The organism is Streptomyces sp. NPDC048392 (genome assembly GCF_043200575.1).
Classification (GTDB): Bacteria; Actinomycetota; Actinomycetes; order Streptomycetales; family Streptomycetaceae; genus Streptomyces.
On record NZ_JBICYB010000012.1, the window covers coordinates 8,527 to 25,451 of the forward strand.

The window sequence follows — 16,925 nt, forward strand, 5'->3', positions numbered from 1 at the left end:
GGGGGGGGCGGCCCCCCACCCCCCCCCCGGCGGCCCGGGGGCTGCGGGGGCGGCCCCCCCGGCCCCCCCCCCGCGGGCGGGGGGGGGGGGCGGGCGCCCCCCCCCCCCCCCCCCCCACGGCCCGGTGTCGTCGTCAGGCCGGCAGACGTCTGGCCGGCGGTGACCGGCATCACCGGGACTGACCGCGTGATGACGTTCGGAGACGGCTGAGTTGGTGTGCAGAGCTTTCTGACGCGGTTCGCGGAGTGAGCGTGTGCAGGGCCGCACGGAGCTGAACGGTCCGCCAGGGCCGTGAGCAGTACGGACGCGCGGGCCCCGGCATGGCGAAGGCCCGCCCGGTGACCGGGCGGGCCTTCGCACTGCTTCCGTGCTCGCCTACGCCAGCAACTCCACCTCCGCCAGCGTGTGCTCACCGTCCAGGACCAGCCGGTACTTCGCGTACGCGCCCGGCGACTTCACCGAGAACGCCCGCGTCTGCCGGTCCCAGGCGAAGGACTCGCCCGAGCGCTCGTCCAGCGTCCGCCAGGTCGTGCCGTCGGCGGAGCCCTGGAGCTTCCAGCCGGCCGGTGCCTTGGCGTGGTCCGCCGAGGAGGTCAGGGTGTACTGGACCGCCTCGACGCCGGTGCCGGACACCGGCAGGTCCACCGAAGTGACACTCGCGTCCGTCGCCGAGGTGTTGTCGAACAGGGCGCCCTCGCCCGCGATCGCGTCGGCGCGCGGGGTCGGCACCTCGTCGTCCTGGGTGATCGACGGCGGCGCCGCGTTCTCGCCCGTGCCCCACGAGGAGGGTTTCGAGCCCATGTCGAACTCCAGGACGCCGCCCTTCGCGAGCAGCGAGTGGGGGAGCGAAGTGGAGTTCCAGCGCTTGCCGTTGACCTTCAGGCCCTGCACGTAGATGTTCTTCGTGCTGTTCTTCGGCGCCTTCACGACCAGCTTGCGGCCGTTCTCCAGGTGGACCGTCGCCTTGGTGAACAGCGGGGAACCGACGGCGTACTCGCCACTGCCCATGACCAGCGGGTAGAAGCCGAGCGAGGAGAAGAGGTACCAGGCCGACTGCTCGCCGTTGTCCTCGTCGCCGTGGTAGCCCTGGCCGATGTCACTGCCGGTGTACAGGCGCTGGAGCACCTCGCGGATGTTCTTCTGCGTCTTGTACGGCTGCCCGGCCGCGTCGTACATGTACAGGGCGTGGTGGGCGACCTGGTTGGAGTGCCCGTACATGCCCATGCGGACGTCCCGCGCCTCGGTCATCTCGTGGATGACACCGCCGTAGGAGCCCTTGAACTCGGGGGAGGCCGTCTCCGGGGTGGCGAGGTACTCGTCGAGCTTGTCGCCGAGGCCCTTGCGCCCGCCGTAGAGGTTGGCGAGGCCGCGGCTGTCCTGCGGGGCGGTGAAGGCGTAGCCCCAGCCGTTGGTCTCCGTGTAGTCGTAGCCCCACACGCGCGGGTCGTACTCGTCGGAGTCCACGCGCCAGTCGCCCTTGGCGTCCTTGCCCTGGAAGAAGCCGGCCTTCGCGTCGAACATGTTGACGTAGTCCTGGGCGCGGTTGAGGAAGTACGCGGACTCGTCCTTGTACCGCTTCTCACCGGTCTCCTTGTAGAGCTTCTCGCCCATCTTCGCGATGCCGTAGTCGTTGAGGTAGCCCTCCAGCGCCCACGACAGGCCCTCGTGCGTCTCGGACGAGGTGTAGCCGAGGAACGGCGAGGTCGCCATGCCCTTGCGGCCCACGCCCGAGGACGGGGGCACGACGGTGGCGTTCTTGACGGCCGCGTCGTACGCCGCCTCGGCGTCGAAGTCGACGCCCTTGACGTAGGCGTCCGCGAACGCCACGTCCGAGGAGGTGCCGGTCATCAGGTCCGCGTAGCCGGGGGAGGACCAGCGCGAGGTCCAGCCGCCGTCCTTGTAGTGCTGCACGAAGCCGTCGACCATCTCACCGGCCTGGGACGGGGTCAGGAACGAGTACGCGGGCCAGGTGGTCCGGTACGTGTCCCAGAAGCCGTTGTTGACGTAGACCTTGCCGTCCACGACCTTGGCACCGGTCTCCGTGGGCGTGTTCTCCTTGACCGCCTTGGAGAACGGGGAGGCGTACCTGTACTTGCCGTCGACCTTCTCGTGGCCCGCGTTCGGGTACAGGTACAGGCGGTAGAGGCTCGAGTACAGCGTGGTCAGCTGGTCCCGCGTGGCGCCCTCGACCTCGACCTTGCCGAGGATCTCGTCCCACTGCTTCCGGGCGTCGCGCTTGACCTTGTCGAAGGAGGCCCGCTTCGGGATCTCCTGGCGCAGGTTGTCCTTCGCCTGGTCGACACTGAGCAGTGAGGTGGCGATGCGCAGTGTCACGGCGTGGTCCCGGCCGGCGTCGAAGCGCAGGTGGCCCTTGACGCCGCTGGAGTCTCCGCCGGTGACCTTGCTGTCGAACTCGCCGTAGACGAAGAGCCGGGTGGCGCCCGCGGACAGGCCGGACCTGACGTCCGAGTAGCCGGTGAAGGTGCCGTTCTCCTTGTCCAGGGTCAGGCCGGCGTTGTTCTCGACGTTGTCGAAGATGACGCTCGCGTCCTCACCGGGGTAGGTGAAGCGCATCATCGCCGCGTGGTCGGTCGGCGTCATCTCGGCCTTGAGGCCGTTCTCGAACCGCACCCCGTAGTAGTACGGGCGGGCGGTCTCGTTCTCGTGCCGGAAGGCCAGCTCGCGGGCGTCCCGGCCGGTGTCCGGGGTGCCGGAGGCAGCCGAGGGCATCACCTGGAAGGTCTGCCGGTCGCCCATCCACGGGCTGGGCTCGTGGCTGGCGCCGAACGCCTGCAGGGTGGGCAGGTTGGCGTCGTTGTTGCCGCGCGCGTACTCGTAGAGCCAGCTGAGGGAGCCGGCGTTGGTCACCGGCGTCCAGAAGTTGAAGCCGTGCGGCACGGCGGTCGCGGGGAAGTTGTTGCCGCGCGAGAAGCCGCCGCTGGAGTTGGTGCCGCGGGTGGTGAGCGCGTAGTCGGACAGGTGGGCCCTGGGGCGCTCGCGCTTGGCCCGCTTGATCTCCACGTCGTCCAGCCAGCCGCGGAACTTCGCCGGGCCCTTGGGGGAGTCGTACGCCACCAGGATCCGGTCGACGGTCTTGCCGGCCGCGACCGAGCCGATGCCCGACTCGACGCTGTTCCACTGGTTGACGTAGAGGATCCTGGCGTCGCCCTGACCGCGCGGCGTCAGCGGGAACCCGTGCTGGTCGGTGGCCTTGAGGTCGCTCAGGTAGGTGCCGTCGGTGAAGGCGAGGTCGACGGAGACGTTCGTGGCGTCGTAGTCGAGGTCGCGGTCCGCCATCGACGGGAAGATCTTGTACGACAGCTCGGTGCGCCGGTCGACCTTCACGTCGACGTCGAAGACCTTGTTGTACGAGTACGCCCGGCCGTCCGCGGTGTGCCGGCCCGCGTAGCGCAGCGCGTGCGTGCCGGTGAAGCCGGCGTCCGCCTTCGCCGTGGGCGAGCCCGTCGGGCCCTCGTCGACGGAGGAGAGCATGTCCGCGGGGACGGGGACCTCGGTGTCGCCGGTGGAGAACTGGACGTCGCCGAGCTGGAGCGCGTCGCCCGCCCCGTTGTTCCTGGTGACCTCCAGCCGGAAGTGCTGGAACTCGGCGGCCTCGGCGAGGTCGTACGTCTTCGTCGTGAACGGCTCGCCGAAGGTCTCGCCGGAGCGGTTGTCCAGCGTCTGCCAGCTCTCGCCGTCCGCCGAGCCCTTCAGCGTCCAGTTCCGGGGGTCGCGTTCGGAGTGGTCGTTCGCGGAGGTGAGCGCGTACTTGGCGATCCTCGTCGGCGCGTCCAGGTCGAACTCGACCCAGCCGGTCGGCGCGAAGGTCAGCCACTTGGTGGTCGGCTCGTTGTCGGCGAGGTTCTCCTTCACCTCCCCGGCGCCCGTGTTCTCGCCGCTGGCCCGCACTCCGGTGACGTGTTCGGTGACGTTGCCGGGTATGCCGGTGCTGTACCCGCCGTCGACGCCCGAGGCCCGCTTGCCGCCGTCCGCGTCGGTGTCCACTGTGTCGAGCCAGTCCGGAGCCGGGTCGCCGTCCTCGAAGGACGACGCGAACTCCCGGTCCGCCTTCGCGGGCGCGTCCGGCAGCGCGACCGCCGCCCCCTGCGAGCCCGCCGCCAAAGCGAAGGCGGTCGTCATCACGACCGCCGGACCCCATCTGTGCCGAACTCTGTACTGCATGTCCTGGCCACCCTCCCTGCGCGTGGGACAACGTTGTCAAATCAACTGCGCAAGGACCAGTAGGGGTCAAGTGACATGTGATGTCAAGGGTGTTGGATGTGGCGTTCGGGGCTTATGCCAGGGATTCTTACGGCATGCCGTGCGCGGGCCGCTCATATTTCCGGGAGGTCTCAACTCGGAAAAGACGTACCGCCAACCTTGCTTTCGATCTTGCTCCGTCGGCGGAAAGTGGACTATACCTGTCGGCCACCGGGGGGATCCGGGGGGGAACCGCGAAAGAGGAACCGCCAGGGCGCCCGAACAGCAGTGACAGCACAGCAGTACCCGCATTTCCTGCACGACCCAGCGTGACCCGATCGCGGTGCCGGGGAGGATCCGGTTCACCGCCTGAGTCCTGGAGAAGGCGAGGACTTGAGCATGGGATCCACTTCCGCCGAGAACAACGGTAGGGGCGTCGGCCGCCGCGATCTGATCAAGCGGTCCGCCGCGCTCGGCCTGATCTCCGTACCGACCATGAGCTTCCTGTCCGCCTGCGCGAGCGGCGGCGGGGACGACCAGGAGAAGGCCGAGGCGGGCGAGAAGTCCGCCGAGAACCCGCTCGCGGTCAACGACAGCGCCCAGATGGAATTCGTCCTCTTCGACGGAGGCTTCGGCAAGGAGTACGCCGAGGACGCCGTGAAGCTCTACGAGAAGGCCTACCCGAAGGCCGAGGTGAAGTTCGCGGCCACGCAGAAGATCCAGTCCACCCTGCAGCCGCGCTTCAACGGCGGCAACCCGCCCGACCTCGTCGACAACTCCGGCGCCGAGCAGATGGACATGGGCGTCCTGGTCGGCAAGAAGCAGCTCGCCGACCTCACCCCGCTGCTCGACGCCCCGTCCTACGACGACCCGGACAAAAAGGTCCGCGACACGCTGCGCCCCGGCATCGTGGAGATGGGCCAGTTCGACGGCGACCCGGTCTGGATCATGTACTACGCCTACACGGTGTACGGCAACTGGTACTCCCAGAAGGCCCTGGACTCCCTCGACGCGGAGTACCCCAAGACCTGGGACGAGATGCTCGCGGTCTGCGCCAAGGCCAAGAAGAAGGGCATGGCCGGCTGGACGTACGCGGGCAAGTACCCGTACTACATCCCGTTCTCGATGTCCCCGATGATCGCCAAGGTCGGCGGTGTCGAGGTGCTGAACGCCATCGACAACCTGGAGCCGAACGCCTGGAAGCACCCGGCGGTCAAGGCGGTCTTCGAGGCCTGGTACGAGCTGTACCAGAAGGGCTACATCCTCAAGGGCACCCCTGGTCTGGACCACATCCAGTCGCAGACCGCGTGGGCCAAGGGCGACGCCCTCTTCATCCCCAACGGCTCCTGGGTGGAGAACGAGTCGGCCAAGGTCATCCCCGCCGACTTCGACCTCGCCGTCTCCGGGCCGCCCGGTATCGACGACTCGGACAAGATGCCCTTCGGCACCATCTGGGCGTCCGGCGGCGAGCCCTTCATCGTCCCGGCCAAGGCGGCCAACGGCGCCGGCGGCATGGAGCAGCTGCGCATCATGCTCAGCGAGGCATCCTCGAAGAACTTCACCAGCAAGGTGAAGTCGCTGAGCGCCTACAACGGCGGCACCGACGGCATCGAGCTGACCCCGGGTCTCAAGTCCGGTGTCGCGGCGCTGGAACTGGCCGGCGACAACGTGGTGAACCCGCGTATGCAGGACTGGTACGTGCAGCTCCAGAAGGAGAAGATCGGCGTCGGCTGCCTGGGCGAGATGATGGCGGGCCGGCTCACCCCGGCCGAGACCGTCAAGAAGATCCAGGGCTACGCCGACGACGCCGCCAAGGACTCGTCGATCAAGCACTACAAGCACCAGTGAGGACGCGTCACCAGGGCCTGTCCGGCGCCGCCGCGCCGGGCGGGCCCTGGCGGCGCCACCCGCACGCAGATCGGGGTCGGTAGCAATGCAGCACGGCAAGTACCGGTTCGTCGTGGGGTTCCTGGCGGTTCCTCTGGGGCTGTACGCGCTCTTCGTCATCTGGCCTTTCATCCAGTCGATCTACTACTCGTTCACGGACTGGACGGGACTGAGTCCCGAGTTCGAGATGGTCGGCTTCGACAACTACGAGCGGATGCTCGACGACGACATCTTCTGGAAGTCGCTCCAGCACAGCGTCATGTTCGCCCTGCTGGTGCCGCTGGTGACCCTCGGCCTGGCGCTCTTCTTCGCCTTCATGATCAACGTGGGCGGACGCCGCCGCCGCGGGGGACCCGCGATCACCGGGGTCCGCGGCTCCGGCTTCTACAAGATCGTCTACTTCTTCCCGCAGGTGCTCTCCATCGCGATCGTCGCCCTGTTGTTCCAGTTCGCGTACAACCCGGACAGCGGCGCGATCAACTCCCTGCTGCGCGGGATCGGCCTGGACTCCCTCCAGCCGATGTGGCTCGGCGACCCCGGCATCGCCCTGTGGTGCGTGATGGCGGTGCTCGTCTGGTCGACGGTGGGCTTCTTCGTGGTCCTCTTCTCCGCGGGCATGGCCTCCATCCCGGCGGAGCTGTACGAGGCCGCGCTGCTGGACGGGGCGGACCGCGCCACCACCTTCTTCAGGGTCACCCTGCCGCTGCTGTGGGACACCGTGCAGTCCGGCTGGGTCTACATGGGCATCCTCGCGCTGGGTGCCGAGTCGTTCGCGGTCGTGCAGATCATGACGACCGGACCCGGTGGACCCGACTACTCGACCACCGTCATGGTCCTGTACGTGTACCAGAAGGCGTTCCGTGACGGTCAGGCCGCCTACGCCACCACCATCGGCGTCGCCCTGCTCCTCGTCACGCTGGCCTTCGCCGCCGTCGTGATGCGGCTGGGCCGGCGCGAGCGGCTGGAGTACTGATCAGATGAAGACGACCGAGACCCCCGCCCCCGTGCCGGCCGAGCCCGGTACGCCCGTCCTGAAGGCCCAGGCCGCCCCCGGCGGACTCCGCAAGGGGAAGAAGAGGGAGGGCACCACCCTCAACGTCTTCTCCCACGGTGTCCTCGTCATCTGGGCGGTCATGGTCGGCCTGCCGCTGGTGTGGGCGGTGATGACCTCCTTCAAGGACGACGCCGCGATTTTCGGCTCGCCCTGGTCGCTCCCCGACAAACTGAACTTCGACAACTGGTCGCGGGCCTGGTCCCAGGCGCACATGAGCGACTACTTCCTCAACACCGTTCTGGTGGTGGGCGGTTCCCTCATCGGCACCCTGGTGCTGGGTTCCATGGCGGCCTATGTACTGGCGCGGTTCGACTTTCCCGGCAACCGGTTCATCTATTACTTGTTCATCGCCGGCATGAGTTTCCCGATCATGCTCGCCCTGGTCCCCTTGTTCTACGTGGTGGACAACATGGGGCTGCTGAACACCATCCACGGGCTGATCCTCGTCTATATCGCCTATTCGCTGCCCTTCACGGTGTTCTTCCTGACCGGGTTCTTCCGGACTCTGCCCAGTTCGGTGGCGGAGGCCGCTTTCGTGGACGGGGCCTCGCACACCCGGACGTTCTTCCAGGTCATGCTGCCGATGGCCAAGCCCGGCCTGATCAGCGTGGGCATTTTCAACTTCCTGGGACAGTGGAACCAGTACATGCTGCCGACCGTGCTGAACACGGACCCGGACAAGCACGTCCTCACCCAGGGCCTGGTGCAGCTGGCGGTCAGCCAGGGGTACAAGGGCGACTGGTCCGGCCTGTTCGCGGGCCTGGTCATGGCGATGCTGCCGGTGCTGGCGGCGTACATCGTCTTCCAGCGCCAGGTGGTCCAGGGGCTCACGGCGGGCGCCCTGAAGTAGCGCTCCGGCGCCCCTCGGCATGCCGCTCCCGCAGCGCGGGGGCGGCATGCCCGTGTGTGCGGGGTCGCGTGTGCGGGGCACCCGGATGCGGTTCAACCTCTTGACGGGAGGCGACCCGAACGGCTCAGCTTAGAGTTCACTAGTTGGACATGGACGGGGCCTCATCGAAGCGGCCCCGCGCGCAGGAGGTCGTCGTGGAGACTCCGGGGTCGCAGTCGTCGCTGCACCGAGCCAACCTGGAACGGGTCGTACGAGCGGTACGGCTCGCCGGGTCGCTCACGCAGGCGGAGATCGCGAGGACGACGGGCCTGTCCGCAGCCACCGTCTCGAACATCGTCCGGGAACTGAAGGACGGCGGGACGGTCGAGGTCACGCCCACCTCGGCGGGCGGCCGCCGGGCCCGCAGCGTCTCGCTGAGCGGGGACGCCGGCATCGTCATCGGCGTGGACTTCGGGCACACCCATCTGCGCGTCGCGGTCGGCAACCTCGCCCACCAGGTGCTCGCCGAGGAGTCCGAGCCACTGGACGTCGACGCGTCCGCGGCGCAGGGCTTCGACCGGGCGGAACAGCTGGTCAGCAGGCTGATCGCGGCCACCGGCGTGGACCGTGCCAAGATCGCCGGAGTGGGCCTCGGCGTGCCCGGCCCGATCGACGTGGAGTCCGGGACACTGGGCTCGACCGCCATCCTGCCCGGCTGGGGCGGCACCCGGCCCGCCGAGGAGCTGCGGGGGCGGCTCGGCGTGCCGGTGCACGTGGACAACGACGCCAACCTCGGAGCCCTGGGAGAGCTGGTCTGGGGCAGCGGCCGGGGAGTGCGGGACCTGGCGTACATCAAGGTCGCCAGCGGTGTCGGCTCGGGCCTGGTGATCAACGGCAAGATCTACCGCGGCCCCGGCGGCACAGCGGGTGAAATCGGGCATATCACCCTCGATGAGGCCGGCCCCGTCTGCCGGTGCGGAAACCGGGGTTGCCTGGAGACCTTCGCGGCAGCACGCTATGTGCTTCCGCTCCTCCAGCCCAGCCACGGCACCGGGCTGACGATGGAGGGCGTCGTGCGCCTGGCGCGGGACGGTGACCCCGGCTGCCGTCGGGTGATCGCCGACGTCGGCCGCCACATCGGCAGTGGAGTCGCCAACCTCTGCAACCTGCTCAACCCGAGCCGAGTCGTCCTCGGCGGCGATCTCGCCGAGGCCGGGGAGCTGGTGCTCGGGCCGATAAGAGAGTCTGTCGGACGTTACGCCATCCCCAGCGCGGCGCGGCAACTGTCCGTGCTTCCAGGGGCCCTTGGGGGCCGTGCGGAGGTGCTCGGGGCGCTCGCCCTCGCCCTCAGCGAGATGGGCGATTCGACCCTTTTGGACGGAAGTGCGACCGGGGCTCTTCCGGCGGCCACCCCTGCCTTCACTTAGAGCACGGATGGCACCGTTGTCATCTCGTTAAGGATTTACTTCTTGACGTCGCACGTGCGGCCGAGTTGACTTCCAGCCACCTCGGCCGCAACGACGCGGCCTCGTCAGGGAGGTTTGTGTAGTGAACACGCGTATGCGTCGTGCCGCCGTTGCCATCGCCGCCGGTGCCATGGCCGTCTCGCTCGCCGCCTGTGGCAGTGCCAAGGAATCCGGCGACAACAACGACTCGTCCGACTCGGCAGCGAAGAAGGGCGACGACATCAAGGTCGGTCTGCTCCTTCCGGAGAACCAGACCGCTCGCTACGAGAAGTTCGACAAGCCCATGATCGAGAAGAAGGTCAAGGAGCTCACGAACAACAAGGGCGAGGTCGTCTACGCCAACGCCAAGCAGGACGCCAGCCTGCAGAACCAGCAGGTCGACACGATGGTGACCAACAAGGTCGACGTCATGATCGTCGACGCGGTGGACTACAAGGCCATCGCCGGCTCGGTGAAGAAGGCCCACGACGCCGGCATCAAGGTCGTCGCCTTCGACCGCCTGGCCGAGGGCCCGATCGACGCCTACACCTCGTTCGACAACGTCACCGTCGGCAAGACGCAGGGCGAGGCTCTCCTGAAGGCGCTGGGCGACAAGGCCAAGGACAGCCAGATCGTCATGATGAACGGTTCCTCCACGGACCCGAACGCCGCCCAGTTCAAGGAGGGCGCCCACTCCGTCCTCGACGGCAAGGTGAAGATCGGCCGCGAGTACGACACCAAGGAGTGGAAGCCGGAGAACGCCAACGCCAACATGCAGGCGGCCATCTCCGCGCTCGGCAAGGACAAGATCGACGGCGTCTACTCCGCCAACGACGGCATGGCGGGCGGCTCCATCACCGCCCTCAAGCGGGCCGGTATCACCGGCGTCCCGGTCACCGGCCAGGACGCCGAACTCGCGGGTGTGCAGCGCATCATCACCGGTGAGCAGTACATGAGCGTCTTCAAGTCCTACCCGAAGGAGGCCGAGACCGCGGCCGAGATGGCCGTCGCGCTGGCCAAGGGCGAGTCGCTCGACTCCGTCGCCAACGACAAGGTCGACAGCGCCAGCGCCAAGGACATCCCCGCGGTCATCGTCCCGGTCGTCTCGCTGACCAAGGACAACATCAAGGAGACCGTCATCAAGGACGGCTTCTACACGATCGACGAGATCTGCACCGACAAGTACAAGGCCGCCTGCGACAAGATCGGCCTCAAGTAAGCGGACCCGCGTCCCGCGCCGCGTGAGCGCGCGGGACCGCCCGCCCCAGCTCCTCCGGCGCCCCGCACTCATCAGCCCCGCAAGCTACGCGGGGCGCCGGACGGATCACCCCCCAGAAAACTTCTGCACAACCTCCCGCCGGGTCAGGCGGCGAAGGAGATGGTTCACGTGTCCGCTACGCCCGTGCTGGCGTTGCGCGGGGTCTCCAAGCGATTCGGTGCCGTCCAGGCGCTCACCGACGTCGAGCTTGAGGTCCACGCCGGTGAGGTGGTCGCCCTGGTGGGCGACAACGGCGCCGGAAAGTCCACGCTGGTCAAGACGATCGCCGGCGTGCACCCCATCGATGAGGGCGCCATCGAGTGGGACGGCAGGTCCGTCTCGATCAACAGGCCGCACGACGCCCAGAACCTCGGCATCGCGACCGTCTACCAGGACCTCGCACTGTGCGACAACATCGACGTCGTCGGCAACCTCTACCTGGGCCGGGAGATCCGCAGGCGCGGCGTCCTGGACGAGGTGGAGATGGAGCGCCGATCCCGCGAACTGCTGGACACGCTGTCCATCCGCATCCCCAGCGTCCGCATCCCGATCGCCTCGCTCTCCGGCGGTCAGCGCCAGGTCGTGGCGATCGCCCGGTCCATGCTCGGCGAGCCCAAGCTGGTCATCCTCGACGAGCCCACCGCCGCCCTCGGCGTCGAGCAGACCGCGCAGGTCCTCGACCTGGTCGAGCGGCTGCGCGAGCGCGGCCACGCCGTCATCCTCATCAGCCACAACATGGCCGACGTCAAGGCGGTCGCCGACAAGGTCGCCGTCCTGCGCCTCGGGCGCAACAACGGCATCTTCGAGGTCAAGTCGACCTCGCAGGAAGAGATCATCTCCGCCATCACGGGCGCCACGGAGAACGCCGTGACCCGTCGTGCGGCGCGCACCAATGGGGAGATCAAGAAGTGAGCATCGACAAGACCTCCACACCCGCCGAGGACCACACGGTGGACAATCCCGCCGCGGCCTCCGGCACGGCCACCGCGGTCGACCCGCGGCTGCTGGTGCGCGAGCAGGGCTTCGCGGGCTATCTCGGCGAGTTCAAGCGGAAGATGAAGGCCGGTGACCTCGGGTCCATACCGGTCGTCGTCGGACTGCTGGTCATCTGGGCCATCTTCACCAGCCTGAACTCCAACTTCCTGACCGCGGGCAACTTCTCCGACATGTCGGTCGCGATGGTCGGCACCGGCATGATCGCCGTCGGTATCGTCTTCGTCCTGCTGCTCGGCGAGATCGACCTGTCGGTCGGCTCGGTCAGCGGTGTCGCGGGCGCCACCTTCGCGGTGCTGAGCGTCACGCACGGGATGAACGAGTGGCTGGCCCTGCTGCTGGCCGTCCTCACCGGCACCGTGGCCGGCGCCGTCCACGGGTTCTTCTTCGCCCGCATCGGCGTGCCGGCCTTCGCCGTGACGCTGGCCGGACTGCTGTTCTGGCAGGGCTTCATGCTGCAGATACTCGGCAGCAACGGCACGATCAACCTGGACACCGACGGCGTGGTCGTCAAGCTGACGAGCTACTTCTTCTCCGACGTGGCCGCCGCCTACGGCCTGGCGCTCGTCGTGACCGCGGGATACTTCCTCGCCGCGTTCTTCGACAACCGCCGCCGCGAGGCCGCCGGGGTGCCCTCCCGGCCGCTGAACGAGATCATCGTGCGCACGGTGCTGCTCGCGGTCCTGGCCTTCGTGGTCGCGATCGTCTTCAACCAGTACAAGGGCCTGCCGCTGGCCGTGGTGATCTTCCTGGCGGTCCTGGTGCTCACGGACTTCGTCCTGCGCCGCACCGCCTACGGTCGCATGATCTTCGCCCTCGGCGGCAGTGTCGAGGCGTCCCGCCGTGCCGGTATCAACGTGGAACTGGTCCGGATCTCGGTCTTCGCGATCGCCGGCGGTTTCGCCGCGCTCGGCGGTCTTTTCGTGGCGTCGAAGATCGCCGCTGCCAACCAGGGCGCGGGCACCGGTGAGTTCCTGATGAACGTCATCGCCGCGGCCGTGATCGGCGGCACGTCCCTCTTCGGCGGCCGCGGCCGCACCTGGAACGCGCTGCTCGGTGTGATGGTCATCGTCTCGATCCAGTACGGCCTCGCCCTGGAGGGCGTCGGCTCGCCGGTCCAGTACATGATCACCGGCGGTGTGCTGCTGGCGACGGTCGTCATCGACGCGATCACCCGCAAGACGCAGAAGACGGCCGGCCGCGCGTAGGCCCCGAGCCCCCTGCGGCCGACGACGGTCCGCCCGCCCGCCCGGCTGAGCCCCGGGCCGGCGGGCGGACCGCTTCGCCTGCGTCGTCCTGGCCGCCCTCGCCGTTCTCAGCAGGCGCCGAGGTCCTGCCAGACGCCCCACTGACCGGTGGTTCCGGGCTCCTCGCCGGTCGTCCACCACTTGGCCTTCCAGGTGTGCCCCTCGTGGGAGACCTGCCGGCCACCGGTGTAGACCGTGCCCGGGGCCCACGGGGCGGCCGTGCACCGGCCGCCGTCGCCGCCGGTGACGGTGAGCGAGTACGTGGTGCTGTGGCTGCCGGACGGGCTGGTGCCCGTGACGGTGACGGAGTAGGTCCCCGAGACGGTCTGGGCGGTCGTGTCGAGGGTGAGCGTCGAGGAGCCGCCGGCCGTCACGGACGCGGGGCTGAGCGAGGCGGTGACCCCGGCCGGGGCCCCGCTCACGCCGAGCGAGACCTTCTCCGCCTCACCGGTCTGCACCGCGGTCTTCACCGTGGTGGTGGCCGAGGCGCCCGCGGTCACCGTGCCGGCGGAAGGGGTGGCGGACAGCGAGAAGTCGTTGTCCGGGACGGTGCCGCCGCTGGTGAAGGGCGCGAAGACGTGCGAGAAGTCCCAGGTGTTCTGCCGGATGCCCGAGCAGTCGTCGGCCGCGCCGCCGCCCGCGCAGCTGCCGTTGTCGCGCTGGAGTGCCCAGAAGGAGAGCGTGTTGACACCCGTCTCCAGGGCCCAGTCGTAGACCGTGCGGGCGTTGTCCAGGGTGAAGGTCTCCGCCGGTCCGAAGTCGTCGACGCCGATCATCTCGATGACGCCGATCATGTTCCACAGCTGGGCGGAGGACCTGTCCGGGTGGAGCCGGGCCAGCACGTCGTGCAGGCCCTGGGCCGCGGTCCGGGTGTCCCCGGCCATGTCGTGCCGCTGGTTGTCGTAGTAGTCGAAGGTCATGAGGTTCACGACGTCGACCCGGGTGCCGTTGCGCACGGCGTTCTCCAGCAGCGCGACGCCGTTGTCCGCGAGGCCGTGGGTGGTCGTGGGCAGCGTGTAGGAGATCTCGATGGCGCGGCCGTTCGCCGCCGCCCAGTCCTGGACCAGCTTGACGGCCTTGTTGCGGCGGTCGATGCCCGCGGTGTTGTCCAGCGAGTCGATCTCGATGTCCATGTCGAGCCGGGTGACGTCGTAGGTCGTGATGACCTTCTCGTAGGCCGCGGCGATCTGCTGGACGTCGGTGCAGCTGTCGGCGATCTCGGTGCCGGTGGTGTCGGCCGTGTACCCGCCGAACGAGGGGATGACGTCGCCCCCGTTCGCCTGGATGGTGTCGAAGTCGCCGCCGAAGGTCGACCGGGCGACCGGCATCGACGTGTCGCCGTTCCAGTACGGCGTGCAGGAACCCGCGGTCGCGGTCTGGAGGAAGGCCATGGTGAGGTGCTTGGCACCCGACTGCGCGGCCAGGGCGGCGGGGCTCTCGCCGGTCCAGGCCTCGAAGTACGGCGCGAAGACCCGGTCCGGCAGCGGGGTGCCCGCCTCCGCCGTACCGGTGCCGGCCAGGGCGAGGCCCATCGCGGCCACGGTGGTGGCGGCCGCGGTGAGGGCCGCGCGGATGGAACGCCTGCGTCTCATGTCAGTCCCGGTGTGTGTGGGGTGTAGCGCCGATTCCCGTGCTGTGCTGGGGTGTTGCCGGGTACGGGGATATCGCCGGGGCGCCGGGGAACGCAATGGTCTGGACCAGAATGGGACTAGACCAATGTGCCGGGCCGGGCGTCACCCGGCCTGGACACCGTGCGCCCGGCGGACTGGACCACCCGGGTAAAGGTGTCCCCAAGCCGGGACCGCCGCCGGGGATGTCGTAGAACGGTCCGTCAGTGGGTAAGGCCGAACGCGTGACGTACGACGCACCGCCCGGACACGTTCCGCCGGAGCGGAACATTAGACTCGACGAGCCCGGCAACAGCTCTACTGCAAGGAGGCACGGGTGCCGCTGCTGACCCGCATCACGGGACCGCGCGATCTGGACCGGCTCAGCCTGGAGGAGCTGAACCAGCTGGCCGAGGAGATCCGTACCTTCCTCGTCGACGCCGTGTCCAAGACCGGCGGCCACCTCGGCCCCAACCTCGGCGTGGTGGAACTCACCCTCGCCCTGCACCGCGTCTTCGACTCGCCGAAGGACAAGGTGCTCTGGGACACCGGCCACCAGTCCTATGTGCACAAGCTGCTCACCGGCCGCCAGGACTTCTCCAGGCTGAAGATGAAGGGCGGTCTGTCGGGCTATCCCTCGCAGGCCGAGTCCGAGCACGACGTCATCGAGAACAGCCACGCCTCCACCGTCCTCGGCTGGGCCGACGGCATCGCCAAGGCCAACCAGGTCCTGGAGCGCGACGACCGCGTGGTCGCCGTCATCGGCGACGGCGCCCTCACCGGCGGCATGGCCTGGGAGGCGCTGAACAACATCGCCGCCGCCAAGGACCGCCCCCTGGTCATCGTCGTCAACGACAACGAGCGCTCCTACGCGCCCACCATCGGCGGCCTCGCCAACCACCTGGCGACCCTGCGCACCACCGACGGCTACGAGCGCTTCCTGGCCCGCACCAAGGAGGTCCTGGAGCGCACCCCGGTCGTCGGCCGCCCCCTCTACGACACCCTGCACGGCGCCAAGAAGGGCCTGAAGGACTTCATCGCCCCCCAGGGCATGTTCGAGGACCTCGGCCTCAAGTACGTCGGCCCCATCGACGGCCACGACCTCGAAGCCCTGGAGTCCGCCCTCACCCGCGCCAAGCGCTTCGGCGGCCCCGTCATCGTGCACTGCCTCACCGAGAAGGGCCGCGGCTACCAGCCCGCCCTGGCGGACGAGGCCGACCGCTTCCACGCCGTCGGCAAGATCCACCCCGACACCGGTCTGCCCATCTCCACCGCCGGCGCCGACTGGACGAGCGTCTTCGGCGACGAGATGCTCGAGCTCGGCAAGGAGCGCCAGGACGTCGTGGCCATCACGGCCGCGATGCTCCAGCCGGTCGGCCTCGACAAGTTCGCCAAGGCCTTCCCGGACCGCGTCTACGACGTCGGCATCGCCGAGCAGCACGGCGCCGTCTCCGCGGCCGGCCTCGCGCACGGCGGCGTCCACCCCGTCTTCGCCGTGTACGCCACCTTCCTCAACCGCGCCTTCGACCAGGTGCTGATGGACGTGGCCCTGCACAAGTGCGGCGTGACCTTCGTGCTGGACCGCGCCGGTGTCACCGGCACCGACGGCGCCTCCCACAACGGCATGTGGGACATGTCGATCCTCCAGGTCGTGCCCGGTCTGCGGCTCGCCGCCCCGCGCGACGCCGACCAGGTCCGCGCCCAGCTGCGCGAGGCCGTCGAGGTGGACGACGCGCCGACCGTGGTCCGCTTCTCCAAGGGCGCCGTCGGCCCCGCCGTACCCGCCGTCGGCCGCGTCGGCGGCATGGACGTCCTGCGCGCCCCCGGCACCGACACCCCCGACGTGCTCCTGGTCTCCGTCGGCGCCCTCGCGCCGATGTGCCTGGAGGTCGCCGACCTGCTGAACAAGCAGGGCATCTCCACCACCGTGGTCGACCCGCGCTGGGTCAAGCCCGTCGACGAGGCCATGGCCCCCCTCGCCGAGCGGCACCGCGTCGTCGTCACCGTCGAGGACAACTCCCGCGTCGGCGGCGTCGGCTCCGCGGTGGCCCAGGCCCTGCGCGACGCGGGCGTCGACGTACCGCTGCGCGACTTCGGCATCCCGCCGCGCTTCCTCGACCACGCCTCCCGCGCCGAGGTGCTGGCCGAGATCGGGCTCACCGCTCCCGACATCGCACGCCAGGTCACCGGCCTGGTCGCCAGGCTCGACGGCAGGTACGACCGCTCGGGCGCCGAGGTGGACCAGGTGGAGGCCGCGCGGGACTGACCTTCCGCACTGCGCCGAATGGGCCGGTTCCACCACTCCTCGCAGTGGTGGAACCGGCCCATCCGCGTGACATCGCCCACGCCGGGGCATACGCAGTACGCCCCCTCTCGATCATGTCGAGGACGACAAGCGTGGGAGG

10 protein-coding genes are annotated in these 16,925 nt (G+C 68.9%); 8 read left to right on the top strand and 2 right to left on the bottom strand.

All coding sequences use genetic code 11. The annotated features are described in order from the left end of the window. Positions 1 to 375: 375 nt before the first annotated feature. Positions 376 to 4,182: a GH92 family glycosyl hydrolase gene (locus tag ACGFYH_RS17945; protein WP_393804088.1), complete on the bottom strand. Its 3,807-nt coding sequence runs from the start codon at positions 4,180 to 4,182 to the stop codon at positions 376 to 378. Between the two features lie 417 nt (positions 4,183 to 4,599). Here ACGFYH_RS17945 and ngcE point away from each other — a divergent pair, with 417 nt between their 5' ends. The 7 genes from ngcE to ACGFYH_RS17980 all read left to right on the top strand — a co-directional run bounded on the left by ngcE (position 4,600) and on the right by ACGFYH_RS17980 (position 12,874). Then, positions 4,600 to 6,048, top strand: coding sequence for an N-acetylglucosamine/diacetylchitobiose ABC transporter substrate-binding protein (ngcE, locus tag ACGFYH_RS17950; protein WP_393804089.1), 1,449 nt, complete (start codon positions 4,600 to 4,602; stop codon positions 6,046 to 6,048). A gap of 85 nt (positions 6,049 to 6,133) precedes the next feature. After that, on the top strand, positions 6,134 to 7,060 hold the full coding sequence (locus tag ACGFYH_RS17955; RefSeq protein WP_393804090.1) for a carbohydrate ABC transporter permease: 927 nt from the start codon (positions 6,134 to 6,136) through the stop codon (positions 7,058 to 7,060). 4 nt (positions 7,061 to 7,064) lie between these two features. Then, entirely contained in the window at positions 7,065 to 7,991 is a 927-nt protein-coding gene (locus ACGFYH_RS17960; RefSeq protein ID WP_393804091.1) for a carbohydrate ABC transporter permease, read from the top strand. Positions 7,992 to 8,185: 194 nt separating this feature from the next. Next, positions 8,186 to 9,397, top strand: a complete 1,212-nt coding sequence (locus tag ACGFYH_RS17965; RefSeq protein ID WP_393804241.1) for an ROK family protein — start codon at positions 8,186 to 8,188, stop codon at positions 9,395 to 9,397. A 133-nt stretch (positions 9,398 to 9,530) separates the two neighbouring features. Continuing rightward, entirely contained in the window at positions 9,531 to 10,634 is a 1,104-nt protein-coding gene (locus ACGFYH_RS17970) for a sugar ABC transporter substrate-binding protein (protein ID WP_393804242.1), read from the top strand. Positions 10,635 to 10,793: 159 nt separating this feature from the next. Continuing rightward, positions 10,794 to 11,585, top strand: a complete 792-nt coding sequence (locus ACGFYH_RS17975; protein WP_393804092.1) for an ATP-binding cassette domain-containing protein — start codon at positions 10,794 to 10,796, stop codon at positions 11,583 to 11,585. Beyond that, positions 11,582 to 12,874 (top strand): sugar ABC transporter permease, encoded by a 1,293-nt coding sequence (locus ACGFYH_RS17980; protein ID WP_393804093.1) that lies wholly within the window; start codon positions 11,582 to 11,584, stop codon positions 12,872 to 12,874. Before ACGFYH_RS17975 ends, ACGFYH_RS17980 begins: the two co-directional genes overlap by 4 nt. 107 nt (positions 12,875 to 12,981) lie before the next feature. Here the strand turns inward: ACGFYH_RS17980 and ACGFYH_RS17985 are convergent, their stop codons facing one another. Beyond that, positions 12,982 to 14,505 (bottom strand): glycosyl hydrolase family 18 protein, encoded by a 1,524-nt coding sequence (locus ACGFYH_RS17985; RefSeq protein ID WP_393804094.1) that lies wholly within the window; start codon positions 14,503 to 14,505, stop codon positions 12,982 to 12,984. Between the two features lie 352 nt (positions 14,506 to 14,857). Here ACGFYH_RS17985 and dxs point away from each other — a divergent pair, with 352 nt between their 5' ends. Then, a complete protein-coding gene (gene dxs, locus ACGFYH_RS17990; RefSeq protein ID WP_393804095.1) occupies positions 14,858 to 16,786 on the top strand; it encodes a 1-deoxy-D-xylulose-5-phosphate synthase in 1,929 nt (642 codons plus the stop codon). Positions 16,787 to 16,925: the final 139 nt, after the last annotated feature.